The 14,037-nt window shown below is 67.5% G+C and carries 11 protein-coding genes; 6 read left to right on the forward strand and 5 right to left on the reverse strand.

Going from position 1 to position 14,037, the window contains the following annotated elements; genetic code table 11:
• Nucleotides 1–3: 3 nt before the first annotated feature.
• Complete coding sequence (locus tag NX774_RS17085; RefSeq protein WP_258823771.1) at nt 4–474, reverse strand: CinA family protein; 471 nt, start codon at nt 472–474, stop codon at nt 4–6.
• A 282-nt stretch (nt 475–756) separates the two neighbouring features.
• Between NX774_RS17085 and NX774_RS17090 the strand changes: the two genes are divergently transcribed.
• Both NX774_RS17090 and NX774_RS17095 read left to right on the forward strand, forming a co-directional pair.
• Nucleotides 757–2,799 (forward strand): sensor histidine kinase, YfiR-like protein-associated, encoded by a 2,043-nt coding sequence (locus tag NX774_RS17090; RefSeq protein WP_258823462.1) that lies wholly within the window; start codon nt 757–759, stop codon nt 2,797–2,799.
• Nucleotides 2,796–5,381: an EAL domain-containing protein gene (locus NX774_RS17095; protein WP_258823463.1), complete on the forward strand. Its 2,586-nt coding sequence runs from the start codon at nt 2,796–2,798 to the stop codon at nt 5,379–5,381. The genes NX774_RS17090 and NX774_RS17095 overlap by 4 nt, the downstream gene beginning before the upstream one ends.
• A 90-nt stretch (nt 5,382–5,471) precedes the next feature.
• Here NX774_RS17095 and thiL read toward each other — a convergent pair whose 3' ends face one another.
• Nucleotides 5,472–6,437 carry a thiamine-phosphate kinase gene (thiL, locus tag NX774_RS17100; RefSeq protein WP_258823464.1) on the reverse strand — a complete coding sequence of 322 codons (966 nt, stop codon included), beginning with the start codon at nt 6,435–6,437 and terminating at the stop codon, nt 5,472–5,474.
• A 131-nt stretch (nt 6,438–6,568) separates the two neighbouring features.
• On the opposite strand from thiL, the gene NX774_RS17105 reads away from it, so the two are divergent.
• Entirely contained in the window at nt 6,569–7,411 is an 843-nt protein-coding gene (locus NX774_RS17105; RefSeq protein WP_258823466.1) for an NHL repeat-containing protein, read from the forward strand.
• On the opposite strand, the gene NX774_RS17110 is transcribed toward NX774_RS17105, so the two are convergent.
• From NX774_RS17110 to NX774_RS17120, 3 genes are read right to left on the reverse strand one after another with little or no spacing between them, the layout of a single operon-like run.
• A complete protein-coding gene (locus tag NX774_RS17110; protein ID WP_258823467.1) occupies nt 7,412–8,578 on the reverse strand; it encodes an FAD-dependent oxidoreductase in 1,167 nt (388 codons plus the stop codon).
• A 1-nt stretch (nt 8,579) separates the two neighbouring features.
• Nucleotides 8,580–8,744 (reverse strand): rubredoxin, encoded by a 165-nt coding sequence (locus NX774_RS17115; RefSeq protein WP_258823468.1) that lies wholly within the window; start codon nt 8,742–8,744, stop codon nt 8,580–8,582.
• Nucleotides 8,745–8,782: 38 nt separating this feature from the next.
• Nucleotides 8,783–9,262, reverse strand: coding sequence for a rubrerythrin family protein (locus NX774_RS17120; RefSeq protein ID WP_258823469.1), 480 nt, complete (start codon nt 9,260–9,262; stop codon nt 8,783–8,785).
• Between the two features lie 204 nt (nt 9,263–9,466).
• Here NX774_RS17120 and NX774_RS17125 point away from each other — a divergent pair, with 204 nt between their 5' ends.
• From NX774_RS17125 to NX774_RS17135, 3 genes are all read left to right on the forward strand, one after another.
• A complete protein-coding gene (locus NX774_RS17125) occupies nt 9,467–11,779 on the forward strand; it encodes an NADP-dependent malic enzyme (RefSeq protein ID WP_307731325.1) in 2,313 nt (770 codons plus the stop codon).
• A gap of 284 nt (nt 11,780–12,063) precedes the next feature.
• Nucleotides 12,064–13,107: a GDP-mannose 4,6-dehydratase gene (gene gmd / locus NX774_RS17130; RefSeq protein ID WP_258823471.1), complete on the forward strand. Its 1,044-nt coding sequence runs from the start codon at nt 12,064–12,066 to the stop codon at nt 13,105–13,107.
• Between the two features lies 1 nt (nt 13,108).
• Nucleotides 13,109–14,035: an NAD-dependent epimerase/dehydratase family protein gene (locus NX774_RS17135; RefSeq protein WP_258823472.1), complete on the forward strand. Its 927-nt coding sequence runs from the start codon at nt 13,109–13,111 to the stop codon at nt 14,033–14,035.
• Nucleotides 14,036–14,037: the final 2 nt, after the last annotated feature.

Consider the following 14,037-nt stretch of genomic DNA (forward strand, 5'->3'; position numbering starts at 1 on the left):
GGGTTATTCGACGAAGCGCAGCAGTCCCTGCAGCGCGTGCGCGACGGTCTGCTCGCGCACCGCGTGGCGGTCGCCCGCAAATACCAGCCGTTCGGTGTAGGTGGTGTCGCCGCGCGACCAGCCGAAGCACACCGTGCCCACGGGTTTGCCCGGCACCGCGCCGGTGGGCCCGGCAATGCCGGTGGTCGAGACGGCGACGTCGGCATTGCTGTTGGCCAGCGCGCCTTCGGCCATCGCCGCGGCCACTTCCTCGCTCACCGAGCCGAACTGCGCGATCAGCGCCGCCGGCACGTCCAGCATGCCGGTCTTGGAAGCGTTGGAATAGGTGACGAAACCGGCGTCGAACCAGCCGGTGGACCCGGCGATCTCGGTGATGGCCTGCGCCACGCCGCCGCCGGTGCAGGACTCGGCGGTGGCCAGCATCAGCCGTTTGGCTTCCAGCGCCCGGCCTACCCGGGTGGCCAGGTCGATCATGTCAGTGCTCACATTTGTCTCCTTTGGTCTATGCTGGTCCGGCCGGCGTGCACGCCGCGCATAAGGGCCATTCTAGCGCGCAGCGCCGTGAATGGGTGTTGCAAACATTCATGAACATCGTGCCACATGCCATGGCCGCGTGCCGCGCGTATTGACTAGGATCAGTTGTCGCAAGTGTTCCGTGCGCCATGCCCGGTACGCATGCTGCTATCCTGCAATCGCCTGCACCGAAGGCATTTTCCAACCATCAACCCGACCCGCGATGCCGCACCCAAGATTTGCATGCCAGCGGCCGGCACGGCTGTGATCCGGCTGCGTTCGATCCGCACCAAGCTGATGGCGGTCGTGATGTCCACCACTCTTGCCGCGACCCTGGTGTCGGTTGGCACCGTGATCGGTTACGACTTGCGCAGCTACCAGCACGCGCTCAAGTCGGACCTGGTGACCCAGGCCGAGCTGCTTGGCCGGATGACCGCCGCCGCGCTCAACTTCGATGATGCGCGGCTGGCGCAGGAGAACCTGGCGCTGCTGCGCGCCCGGCCGCTGGTGCGCGCCGGCGCGATCTACAACGCCGCCGGCAAGCTGGTCGCGTCCTACGCGGCGCCGGGCGAGCCGGCCGAATTCCCGCCGCGTCCCGAACCCGGCAAGCCGCATACGCAGGGGCGCTACCTGGTGCTGGCCGAGCCCATCGTCGACAACGGCGACCTGCTCGGCACGGTGTACTTGCGCGCCGAGAACCGGCTGCTGCAGCGCATCCTCGACTACCTGCTGATCGCGGCCGGCGTCACCCTGCTGGCGCTGGCCACGTCGTGGCTGGTGGTGCGCCGCATCGGGCGCGTGATCACGGCGCCGATCGTGGCCATCACCGGGATCGCGCGCGACGTGGTGGCCACGCGCGACTACTCGCGCCGCGCCGAGCGCATCAGCAAGGACGAAGCGGCCGACCTGGCGGACTCGTTCAACGCCATGCTCGGCGAGATCGAGCAGCGCACGCTGGCGCTGGAAAGCTCGAACCAGGAGATCGCGCACGAGGCGCAGGAGCGTGCCCGCGCCCAGCAGGAGGTGATGCGGCTGAACGAGGAGCTGGAAGAGCGCGTGCACGAGCGCACCCTGCAGCTGGAGCTGGCCAACCAGGAGCTGGTGCGCGCAATCGAGGAGGCGCGCAAGGCCAACCAGGCCAAGTCCGCGTTCCTGTCGTCGATGAGCCACGAGCTGCGCACGCCGCTCAATGCGATCCTTGGCTTTGCCCAGATCCTGAACTCGGATGCGCTGCCGGCCAGCGACGAGCAAAAGCGCGAGTTCGCCGACCACATCGTCAAGGCCGGGCGCCACCTGCTCACCCTGATCAACGAAATCCTCGACCTGGCCAAGATCGAATCGGGCGCGGTCACGCTGTCGATGGAGCCGGTCGGCATCGACGACGTGCTGGCCGAGTGCCGCAGCATGATCGACGCGCAGGCGCACAAGCGCGGCATCCGCGTGCTGTTCCCCGACCACACGGGGGCCATGGTGCGCGCCGACCGCACGCGCCTGAAGCAGGTGCTGCTCAACCTGCTGTCCAACGCGGTCAAGTACAACCGCGAGGGCGGGGCGGTGGTGCTGGCATGCGCGCCGGATCCGTCCGGGCGGCTGCGGCTGTCGGTGCAGGACACCGGCATGGGCCTGCGCCAGGACCAGATCGACGCGCTGTTCCAGCCATTCAACCGGCTGGGGCAGGAGAACGGCACGCAGGAGGGCACCGGCATCGGCCTGGTCGTCACGCGCCGGCTGGTCGAACTGATGGGCGGCGAGATCGGCGTGACCAGCAGTCCCGGTGTGGGCAGCGTGTTCTCGATCGCGCTGGCGTCGGCCGCGCCGGCCACGCTGGGCGCGCCAGAACCCGCCTGGCGGCCCGCCGCTTCGCACGATGCGGCCGAGGGCGCGGCGCACTTGCTGCTGTACGTCGAGGACAACCCGGCCAACCTGAAGCTGGTGGAGGAGCTCGTGCGCCTGCGCGCCGACCTGCGCCTGCTGTCGGCGCCGGACGCGCGCATGGGGATCGAGCTGGCGCGCTCCCACCATCCCGAACTCATCCTCATGGACATCAACCTGCCCGGCATGAGCGGCGTGGAGGCCTTGCGCGTGCTGCGCGAGACGCCCGACACTGCCGGCATTCCGGTGATTGCCCTGACCGCCAACGCAATGCCGAGCGACGTCGAGCGCGGCATCGGCGCCGGGTTCTTCCGCTACCTGACCAAACCGATCGACATCGTGATGTTCAACGAAGCCATCGACCGCACCCTTGAACACGTCCGCGCGCGGCACGCCGGGGAGGGCGCCGCATGATCACGCAGGCAGACATCCGGCGCGCGCGCATCCTGGTGGTGGACGACCAGGCGGTCAACATCCAGCTGCTCGACTACCTGCTCATGACCGCCGGCTACGAAAACGTCGACAACTGCACCGACCCGCGCCAGGTCGCGGACCTGCACCGCGCCAACCACTACGACCTCATCATCCTGGACCTGCACATGCCAGGCATGGATGGCTTCGAGGTCATGGAGCAGCTGGCGCCGATCGAGCAGGGGGCCTGGCTGCCGGTGCTGGTGGTCACGGCCGAGCCGGACAAGAAGCTGGCCGCGCTCAAGGCCGGCGCGCGCGACTTCATCAGCAAGCCGTTCGACACGGTCGAGGTGCTGGCGCGCATCCGCAACCTGCTCGAGGTACGCCTGCTGCACCGCGAGTCGAGCGAGCATGGCGCGCAACTGGAACAGACCGTGCGCGAGCGCACCGCCGAGCTGGCGCGCTTTCGCGGCGCGATGGACGCCACTGCCGACGCGATCTTCCTGATCGACGCGGAGCGCATGGCGATGGTGGACGTTTCGGACGGCGCCTGCCGCATGCTCGGCTTTTCGCGCGAGGCGCTGCTGCGCATCGACCCGGTCGCGCTGGGGCTGGCCACCAGCGAGCAGCTCGAACGCCTGCTGGTCGATGACGGCACCCCGCGCGAGCACGACGTGGTCGAGACCGACCTGCTGCGCGCCGGCGGGCAGGGCGCGGTGCCGGTGGAAATCGGCTGGCAGCGGCTGGCGGACGACCACGGCCGCATGCTGATCGCGGTCGCGCGCGACATCAGCGAGCGGCTGCAGGCGCAGCAGCGGCTCAAGCATCTGGCGCATTACGACGGGCTGACCGGCCTGCCCAACCGCAGCCTGTTCTTCCAGAACCTGCGCGATGCGATCGAGCTGGCGCGCGACAAGCACTGGCGCGTGGCGGTGCTGTTCATTTCGCTGGACCGCTTCAAGATGATCAACGACTCGCTCGGTCCCGCGCTGGGCGACGAGCTGCTGCGCCAGTTCAGCACGCGCCTGGTGCGCTGCGTGCGCCTGCGCGACACGGTCGGGCGCCTGGGCGGCGACGAGTTCGCGCTGATCCTGACCATGGCGCGCGAGCAGCAGGAGGCGGCGCACGTGGCCAACGAGGTGCGCGAGGCGCTGCGCGCGCCGTTCGACCTGCACGGGCAGCACGCCGCGCTCACCGCCAGCATCGGCATCGCCATGTACCCGGACGACGCCACCGACCCGGGCACCCTGGTGCGCTACGCCGACACCGCGATGGTGCGCGCGCGCGAGGCGGGGCGCGACGGCTACCGCTTCTTCACCGCCGGCATGAACGTGCAGGTGCTGGCGCGGCTCGACCTGGAGCTGGCGTTGCGCGGCGCGCTGGAAGAGGGCCAGTTCGTGCTGCACTACCAGCCCAAGATGGACCTGAACACGGGCCGCGTGTCAGGCGTGGAGGCGCTGCTGCGCTGGAACCGGCCCGGCTTCGGGCTGGTGTACCCGGCCGAATTCGTGCCGGTCATGGAAGAGACCGGGCTGGTGGTGCGCGTCGGCGAATGGATCATCGACGAGGCCTGCCGCCAGGTCGCCGAGTGGAACGCGCAGGGCGTGCGCGATTTGAGGGTGGCGGTCAACGTGTCCAGCCGCCAGTTCGTCGAGGGCGACCTGGAGAAGGTGGTGCGCGCAGCGATCGAGCGCCACGGCGTGGAGCCGGGCTTGCTGGAACTGGAGCTGACCGAGAGCGCGCTGATGTCCAACGCCGAGCAGACCATCGAGGTGCTGGCGAGCCTGAAGCTGCTCGGCATCCGGATCGCGATCGACGACTTCGGCACCGGCTACTCCAGCCTTGCCTACCTCAAGCGCTTCCCGATCGACAAGCTCAAGATCGACATCGCCTTTGTCCGCGACATCATCACCAATCCCGACGACGCGGCCATCGCGCAGGCCATCATCAGCATGGCGCACAGCCTGCACATGCTGGTGATTGCGGAAGGGGTCGAGTCGCGCGCGCAGATGGCCTACCTGCGGCGCCACCGCTGCGACGAGATCCAGGGCTTCCATTTCTCGCGCTCGCTGCCGCCCGCCGAGCTGGCGCAGATGGTGCAGGAGAACCGCAGCCAGCCGGATGCGCCGGCCAGTGACGAGCGCAACATGCAGACGCTGCTGGTTGTGGACGACGACGTCAACGTGCTCGGTTCGCTGCACCGCCTGTTCAGGCGCGACAACTACCGCGTGCTGACCGCGTCCTCGCCGGCCGAGGGCTTCGAGCTGCTGGCGCTGCACAACGTGCAGGTGATCCTGTGCGACCAGCGCATGCCGGTGATGAGCGGCACCGAATTCCTCAGCCGGGTCAAGGAGATGTACCCGGACACGATCCGCATCATCCTGTCCGGTTACACGGAAGTGGGGACGGTGCTCGAATCGATCAACCGCGGCGCGATCTACCGGTTCTATACCAAGCCGTGGGACGACGACCAGCTGCGCGACAACGTGCGGCTGGCGTTTCGCCACTACTGGCTGCAGCACGGGCCGTACGACGACCGCAAGGCGCCGCGCATGGGCGACGGGCCGGCGCCGAGCGAGCGGTGATCTTGTTTTTGTAGGGTGGGCGGGTTCCCCGCCCACGCGTCCAGGCGGCGGATGCGTTGCTTGAACGCGTGGGCATGAAACCTGCCCACCCTACGAGGCGAAGTGGTCCCAGCCGGCCAGCCGCAGGTCGAGCGGCGCGCCGTTCGCATCCACCATGCGCAGCCCCGGTTCTGCCTCGATCCTGCCAACCCGCGTGACCGGCGTGCCAGTCGCACGACCGGCAGCAACGATCGCCTCGCGCTGCGACGGCGCTGCGGTAAAACACAACTCGTAATCGTCGCCTCCGGCCGCCGTGAACCGGCGCCGCAGCGCCACGTCCTGCCGCGCCAATGCCGCACCGGCGGGCAGGGCGTCCAGGTCGAGCGTGGCGCCAACGCGCGACGCGGCGAGGATGTGCCCAAGGTCGCCCACCAGCCCGTCCGAAATATCGAGCGCCGCGTGCGCAAGCCGCGCCTGCGCGAGCGCGCGCCCGAGCGCCACGCGCGGCACCGGCGTGTGCATGCGCCTGGCCGCCTGGGCCAGGCTGTCCTCGTCCAGCGCCAGTTCGTGGCGGTACCCGGCCAGCGCGAGCCGGGCGTCGCCCAGCGTGCCGGAAATCCAGATGTCGTCGCCGGCGCGCGCCGCGTCGCGCCGCAAGGCGTGGCCCGGTTCGATCTCGCCGAACACAGTGATGCAGATGTTGAGCGGCCCGCGCGTGGTGTCGCCGCCCACCAGTTCGCAGCCATGGGCGTCGGCCAGCGCGAACAGTCCTTCGGAGAAGCCGGCCAGCCAGTCGCGGTTGGCCTCGGGCAGCGACAGCGCCAGCGTGAACGCCAGCGGGCGCGCGCCCATCGCGGCCAGGTCGGACAGGTTCACCGCCAGGCTCTTGTGCCCCAGCTTGCGCGCGTCGGCGCCGGCAAAGAAGTGGCGGTCCTCGACCAACATGTCGGTGGATACCGCCAGCTGCATGCCGGCGGCCGGGGCGAGCAGGGCGCAGTCGTCGCCGATGCCGAGCACCGCGCGTCCGCCCTTTGCTCGCGTGAAATATTGCTTGATGAGGTCGAATTCGGAAAGCATGCGCCGATTGTACCTTGGCATCGTCCGCTGTTTCGGCAAAGCACGGTCGTGTCCGCTTGATGGCACGCATGGGCCCGCCGCGCGCCGCTCCTAACATGAAGCATGCATCGATCCACTTCGGGGAGCCGGACATGAAAAACGAATCGGGCTGGCTGACCGGCCAGGCGGCGCCTGCGCCAGGCTTGCCGCGGGTGATACGCGGCTTCCACATCACGGTGTACGCCTGCGTGCCAGGGCCGGAAAAATTGACCTTCGCGCCTGACGGCACGCTGTACGTGGGCCAGGGCGGCAGCGTGGACCGGATCCGGTGCGTGCCGCCCGGGGGCGGCGCGTCGGCGCCGTTCGGGCCGCCGCAACAGGATCCGGATGCGGTGCTGTTCGATGCGTGTGGCCGCATCAGCCGCGTCAAGCGCTCGGTGCTGGTGGGCGGCAACGGCATCCTTGCGGCGGTTTTCCCGGATGGCTCGTCGGCCGAGCTGTTTGACGCCGGCTTCAGCGACGTGGATGACATGAAGTTCGACCGCAGCGGCCGGCTCATCTTTTCGGACGACGCGCCGCAGGTGCTGGCCAGCGCGGGCGGCCCGCCGTTCGTGCTGTTCGCAACGCCCAGCCGGCCGGGCAGCATTGCGATCGACCCGGACAACCGCATCTTCGTGGCCCTGAGCGACGGCACGATCAGGGTGTACAACCGCAGCGGCACACTGGCCGGCACATTTGCATCAAGCCTGGCAACGGGCCTGAACACCTATATCGTGTTCGGCGAAGGCGCGGGCGGCTTCGGCCGGTTCCTGTACGTGCTGTCGGGCGGCACGCTGCTGCGGTTCAGCGCGAACGGCAAGGGCACCGTCATCGGGACCGGCTTCGATTCCAGCCAGGCGTCCGGGCTCGGGTTCGTGTTCGGCCCGGACCATGCGCTGTACGTGTCCGACTTCGACCACGACCGGGTGCTCCGGATCGCGCGCGGCGAGCGCTAGCTACGCGCGCTTGCCCAGCTCGGACAGCAGCTGGCTGCGCAGCGCCGGCGTATGCTGCGACAGCCCGAAGCCGCGCAGCACGCCGTCCTCGTCGCGAAAGCGCGCCACGATCCGCTCGCCGTCCGCAACGCTGATCCACGCGCCAGGCGTGCCCGGCGGCGGCGGCAGCAGCGCCAGCTTGCAGCTCGGCGTCTTGACGATCACCGCCTCCTGCCGGTGGGCGATGGCCGACGGGGTGCCGGCCAGCGTGGCGGCGATGGCGCGCGCGGCGGCCATCATCGGCGCCACGTAGGGCATCACCACGGCGGCCCCGCCCACGCTGTACTCGGCGCAGTCGCCCAGCGCATAGACGCCCGGCGCGCTGGTCTGGCCAAGGCTGTCGACCACGATGCCGCGCCGGGTGACCAGGCCCGCCTGCTGCGCCAGCGCCACGGAGGGGCGCAGCCCGACCGCGGACAGCACCACGTCGGCATCGACCACGCCGCCATCGGCCAGCTTCAGTTCGAGCCCGGCGCGGCCGTGCACGACGCTGGTGGCGGTGGTGCCCAGGCGCAGGCTGATCGGCTGCCCGGACCACGAGCGCACCAGCGCATCGGACAGGGCGGGCGCGGCCAGTGCCGACAGCGGGCGCGGGTTCGGGTCCACCAGCGTGACCTGGTAGCCCGCGCAAGCCAGGTCGTCGGCAAATTCGCAGCCGATCAGGCCGGCGCCGATGATCGCCACGCGCGCACCGGGGCCGGCCTGTGCCAGGCGCTCGCGCAGCATGCGGTAGTCTTCCAGGTGGTTGACCGAGAGGACCTCGCCCGCGCCGTCGCCGGCCAGCGGCAGCCGGATCGGGTCGGCGCCAAGGGCCAGCACCAGCTTGCCATAGGCGAAGCTGCCCTGGTCGGTGTCGATGCTGCGCGTGGCCGGGTCGATGACGTGCACCCGGGTGTGGGTCAGCACTTCGGCCTTGAGCGTGGCGGCCATCGTGGCCGCGTCGTTCGACACGATCCGGGGCACGTCCTTGCCGAGCGCGAAGGCGTTCGACAGCATCGGCTTGGCGTACGCCGCGCCGGCGTCGCCCGCGACCAGCATCAGCGGCGTGGCCTGGTCCAGCTTGCGGAACTCGCGTGCGAGGCTGTAGGCGGCCATGCCCGCGCCGACGATGATGATCGGCTCGCCCATCTCAGATCTCGACCATCTCGAAGTCGGCCTTGGCCACGCCGCAGTCCGGGCATTCCCAGTCGGCGGGGATGTCGTCCCAGCGGGTGCCGGGCGCGATGCCTTCTTCCGGCATGCCGGCCGCTTCGTCATAAATGAAACCGCATACGATGCATTGGTAGGTCTTCATGGTGTTCCTTGTATGTATGTTGAATTCGGGGCTGTCGTTCAGGCGGCGTTCAGCTTGTCCAGCGCGGCCTGGTAGTGGTTGGCGTGGCGTTCTTCCACCTTGGCCAGCGCGGCGAAGCGCTTGGCGGCCACTTCGAGCGTGCGCTTGAACTGCCCGGCGTGCTCTTTCGATTCGGCGATCTGCTCGTCGTACTCGGCCACTGCGGCCGCGTTGCCTTCCTCCACGGCCAGGTGGCGGAACTTCGGGTACATCTCGGTGTATTCGTAGGTCTCGCCCTCGATCGCGATTTCGAGCGCCTTGGCCGGGGTGAGCTTGTCCTTCGGGTACAGCAGGTCCAGGTGGCCGAATGCGTGCGCCACTTCCTGGTCGGCGGTCGCTTCGAACGCCTCGGCCACTTCGATCGCGCCGGCGGCGCGCGCCAGCTTGGCGAAATAGCGGTATTTGATATGGGCCATCGATTCGCCGGCGAAGGCGGCTTCGAGGTTTTGAATCGTCACGGACTGGGTCTGGTTGGACATCGCTGTTCTCCTGGTGTGATTTACTGCGTTAATCGGTATGGATTGAATGATAGAGATCAGCGATCAATAAATGAAATTGATTGTTCGGATCGGATCAATAGGTTTTATTGTTATGGGCAGTAAGGAAAAATACGTAGGAGTGCGGAGGGCTTTGCCTCTGCTAAAATCAAAGGTCCCCCCGTCAGTTCAGGAAGGCTGCAAAGCATGGATTCGTCATTGGACAAAAAAGAAGAAATACGTCAACAACTGCGTGCTGCAGCGCTCGACTATCACCAGATTCCCCAGCCGGGCAAGATCAGTGTCACGGCGACCAAACAGCTGCTGAACCAGCGCGACCTCGCGCTGGCCTACTCGCCGGGCGTGGCCGCGCCCTGCGAAGAAATCGTCAAGGACCCGGCCGCGTCGTATAAATACACGTCGCGCGGCAACCTGGTGGCGGTGATCAGCAACGGCACCGCGGTGCTGGGCCTGGGTAACATCGGCCCGCTGGCCTCCAAGCCGGTCATGGAAGGCAAGGGCGTGCTGTTCAAGAAGTTCGCCAACATCGACGTCTTCGACATCGAGATCAACGAAAACGACCCGGACAAGCTGGTTGACATCATCGCCTCGCTCGAGCCGACCTTTGGCGGCGTGAACCTGGAAGACATCAAGGCGCCGGAGTGCTTCTACATCGAGCGCAAGCTGCGCGAGAAGATGAAGATCCCGGTCTTCCACGACGACCAGCACGGCACCGCGATCATCGTCGGTGCGGCCATCCTCAACGGCCTGAAAGTGGTCGGCAAGGACCTGAAGCAGTGCAAGCTGGTGGTGTCGGGCGCGGGCGCCGCGGCGCTGGCCTGCCTGGACCTGCTGGTGGACCTGGGCTTCCCGATCGAAAATATCTGGGTGACCGACCTGGCCGGCGTGGTGTACAAGGGCCGCGCCGAGCTGATGGACCCGGACAAGGAACGCTTCGCGCAGGAGACCGACAAGCGCTCGCTGGCCGAGGTGATTCCCGATGCCGACATCTTCCTGGGCCTGTCCGCCGGCGGCGTGCTCAAGCCCGAGATGGTCGCCAAGATGGCGCCCAATCCCCTGATCCTGGCGCTGGCCAACCCGACCCCGGAGATACTGCCGGAAGACGCCAAGGCCGTGCGCAGCGACGTGATCATCGCCACCGGCCGTTCGGACTACCCGAACCAGGTCAACAACGTGCTCTGCTTCCCGTACATGTTCCGCGGCGCGCTCGACTGCGGCGCGACCACCATCACGCGTGAAATGGAAATCGCGGTGGTGCACGCCATCGCCGCGCTGGCGCACGCCGAGCAGTCGGACGTGGTGGCCTCGGCCTATGGCATCTCCAACCTGTCGTTCGGCCCGGACTACCTGATCCCGATGCCGTTCGACCCGCGCCTCTTGACCCACATCGCCCCGGCGGTGGCCAAGGCGGCGCAGGACTGCGGCGTGGCCTCGCGCCCGATCGCCGACCTGGCCGCCTACGCGCAAAGCCTGGAGCAGCTGGTGTACCGCTCGGGCAGCTTCATGAAGCCGCTGTTCGCGATCGCCAAGAAGGCGCCCAAGGAACTGAAGCGCATCGTGTTCGCCGAGGGCGAGCAGGAGCGCGTGCTGCGCGCGGTGCAGGTGGTGGTGGACGAAAACCTGGCGCGCCCGATCCTGGTCGGCCGCCCGCACGTACTGGAACAGCGCATCGAGCGCTTCGGCCTGCGCCTGAAGGCCGGTCGCCACTACGACGTGATCAGCCCCGAGCATGACGAGCGCTACCGAGACTACTGGCAGAGCTATTTCGAGATGACCTGCAGGAAGGGCGTGACCCAGGACTGGGCCAAGCTCGAAATGCGGCGCCGCCACACGCTGATCGGCGCGATGTTGGTGCACAAGGGCGACGCCGACGGCATGATCTGCGGCACCATCGGCGCGACCCACCTGCACCTGAACTTCATCGACCAGATCCTGGGCAAGCGCGAGGGCGCCAAGGTGTACGCGGCGGTGAACTTCGTGATCACGCCGGACCGCCAGCTGGCGCTGGTGGACACCCACGTCAACGAAAACCCGAACGCGGAGGAAATCGCCGAGATCACGGTGATGGCCTCGCAGGAGCTGGAACGCCTGGGCATCCGCCCGCGCGTGGCGCTGCTGTCGCACTCGAACTTTGGCTCGGGGAGCAGCGAGTCGGCACGCAAGATGCGCGACGCGCTGGCCCTGATCCAGCAGCGTGCGCCCGAGCTGGAGGTGGACGGCGAGATGCACGGCGACACCGCGCTGGATACCAAGCTGCGCCTGAAGACGATGCCGGACTCGACCCTCAAGGGCGACGCCAACCTGCTGGTGCTGCCCAACCTGGACTCGGCCAACATCGCCTACAACCTGCTCAAGACCGCCGCCGGCAACGGCATCGCGGTCGGCCCGGTGCTGCTCGGCTGCGCGCGTCCGGTCCACATCCTCACCCCCTCGGCCACCGTGCGCCGCATCGTCAACATGACCGCGCTGTGCGTGGTCGACGCTGTCACGGGGCGCTGAAGTAGCGTATTTACGGCCGGGCTTGCAAAAGTTCGGCCGTCTTCACTCGGCGTTGACTCGTGTCACATCATCGTGAACACGCCTGCCGCGACGCCTGAATTCACGTAACAATTCGTTTCGAGGCTGAGTTCCGATCGCGTTTGCCGGGATAATTGTCAGAAATTGTTCTCACACTGTCACCGTTTTCTTTTGTACAAAGGTGCGGGCAATGGCTCTGTTACAATGGCAGGTTATCAGCATCAACGCGCCGGCTTGCGCGATCACCACCTAGAATTACCACGAACATGCACACAACGAAGAGAGCCCTGATCACCGGCATTACCGGACAGGACGGCGCATATTTGGCAGAGCTGCTCCTGGAAAAAGGGTACCACGTGACCGGCACCTATCGCCGGTCCAGCTCGGTCAACTTCTGGCGTATCGAAGAGCTCGGCATTGCCGCGCACCCCAACCTGTCCCTGGTCGAGTACGACCTGACCGACCTGTCCTCGAGTCTGCGCCTGATCCAGACCGCCGAACCGGATGAGGTGTACAACCTGGCCGCCCAGAGCTTCGTCGGCGTGTCATTCGAGCAACCCATCGCCACCGCGTCGATCACCGGCATGGGCGCGGTCCACCTGCTCGAAGCGATCCGCATCGTCAACCCGGCGATCCGCTTCTACCAGGCCTCGACCTCAGAAATGTTCGGCAAGGTGCAGACCATTCCGCAGGTCGAGGAAACCCCGTTCTACCCGCGCAGCCCCTATGGCGTGGCCAAGCTGTACGCGCACTGGATGACGGTGAACTACCGCGAGTCGTACGGCATTTTCGGCTCGTCCGGCATCCTGTTCAACCACGAGTCGCCGCTGCGCGGGCGCGAGTTCGTCACCCGCAAGATCACCGACAGCGTGGCTAAGATCGTGCTGGGCAAGCTGGACGTGATCGAACTGGGCAACCTCGACGCCAAGCGCGACTGGGGCTATGCGCGCGAATACGTCGAAGGCATGTGGCGCATCCTGCAGGCCGACCAGCCTGACACCTTCGTGCTGGCCACCAACCGCACCGAGACCGTGCGCGACTTCGTCAACATGGCGTTCAAGGGAGCCGGCATCACGGTCGAATGGACCGGCAGCGGCGAGGCCGAGCGCGGCTTGTGCGGCAAGACCGGCCGCGAGCTGGTGCGGGTGTCCCCGCGCTTCTACCGCCCGGCCGAGGTCGACCTGCTGATCGGCGACGCTGCCAAGGCCCGCCGCGAGCTGGGCTGGCAGGCCGACACCACCCTCGAGCAGCTGTGCCAGATGATGGTGGACGCCGACCTGCGCCGCAACGAACAGGGTTTCTCGTTCTGACATGAACCCGAACGCCATCGAAGCCGGCCCGCAAGAGGGTGCGGGCAAGCGTGCCCTGGTCACCGGGCTGCGCGGCTTCACTGGCTACTATCTGCAGCAAGAGCTGGAACGGGCCGGCTACCAGGTGTTCGGCACCGTGCTGCCGGGCGAACCGGCCGCCGCCAACACCTTCGCGGTCGACCTGCTCGACCAGGCCGCAGTGGCCGAGATGGTGGCCAAGGTGCAGCCCGACGTCGTCGCGCACCTGGCCGGCATCGCCTTCGTCGGGCATGGCGACGCCGGGCAGATCTACCAGGTCAACGTGGTCGGCACGCGCAACCTGCTGGCCGCCCTGGCCGGCTGCGGCCACCGGCCAGAGTGCGTGTTGCTGGCTTCCTCCGCCAATATCTACGGCAATGCAAGCGTCGAGGTCATCGACGAGGTGGTCTCGCCCAGCCCGGCCAACGATTACGCGGTCAGCAAGCTGGCCATGGAATACATGGCGCGGCTGTGGATGGACCGCTTGCCGATCGTGATCGCGCGCCCGTTCAACTACACCGGCCCGGGCCAGACCGAAAGCTTCCTGATTCCCAAGATCGTCGGCCACTTCCGGCGCGGCGCGCGCCAGATCGAGCTGGGCAACCTGGCCATCGCGCGCGACTTTTCCGACGTGCGCATGGTGGCCTCGTGCTACCGGCGCCTGCTTGCCGCCGGCCCGGCCGGCGAGGTCTTCAACGTCTGCTCCGGCCGCTCGCATTCGCTCGCCAGCCTCATCGAGATGATGGAAGCGATCGCCGGCTATCGCATCGAGGTGCGCGTCAATCCCGCGTTCGTACGCGCCAACGACGTGCTCAATCTCATGGGCAGCAACGCCAAACTGGCGCGTGCGATCGGGCCGGTCGAACCGATCCCGCTGGCCGACACCCTGCGCTGGATGTTCCAGGCGTGAGT

This window comes from Massilia agilis, from assembly GCF_024756255.1.
Taxonomy (GTDB): domain Bacteria; phylum Pseudomonadota; class Gammaproteobacteria; order Burkholderiales; family Burkholderiaceae_D; genus Telluria; species Telluria agilis.

Excerpts from the sequence above, each read along its gene's own strand:
- NX774_RS17120 (WP_258823469.1), bottom strand. The coding sequence starts at position 9,262 with ATGTCCAACCAGACCCAGTCCGTGACGATTCAAAACCTCGAAGCCGCC.
- NX774_RS17115 (WP_258823468.1), bottom strand. The coding sequence starts at position 8,744 with ATGAAGACCTACCAATGCATCGTATGCGGTTTCATTTATGACGAAGCG.
- NX774_RS17125 (WP_307731325.1), top strand. The coding sequence starts at position 9,467 with ATGGATTCGTCATTGGACAAAAAAGAAGAAATACGTCAACAACTGCGT.
- NX774_RS17095 (WP_258823463.1), top strand. The coding sequence starts at position 2,796 with ATGATCACGCAGGCAGACATCCGGCGCGCGCGCATCCTGGTGGTGGAC.
- thiL (WP_258823464.1), bottom strand. The coding sequence starts at position 6,437 with ATGCTTTCCGAATTCGACCTCATCAAGCAATATTTCACGCGAGCAAAG.
- NX774_RS17090 (WP_258823462.1), top strand. The coding sequence starts at position 757 with ATGCCAGCGGCCGGCACGGCTGTGATCCGGCTGCGTTCGATCCGCACC.
- NX774_RS17135 (WP_258823472.1), top strand. The coding sequence starts at position 13,109 with ATGAACCCGAACGCCATCGAAGCCGGCCCGCAAGAGGGTGCGGGCAAG.
- gmd (WP_258823471.1), top strand. The coding sequence starts at position 12,064 with ATGCACACAACGAAGAGAGCCCTGATCACCGGCATTACCGGACAGGAC.
- NX774_RS17110 (WP_258823467.1), bottom strand. The coding sequence starts at position 8,578 with ATGGGCGAGCCGATCATCATCGTCGGCGCGGGCATGGCCGCCTACAGC.
- NX774_RS17105 (WP_258823466.1), top strand. The coding sequence starts at position 6,569 with ATGAAAAACGAATCGGGCTGGCTGACCGGCCAGGCGGCGCCTGCGCCA.
- NX774_RS17085 (WP_258823771.1), bottom strand. The coding sequence starts at position 474 with ATGATCGACCTGGCCACCCGGGTAGGCCGGGCGCTGGAAGCCAAACGG.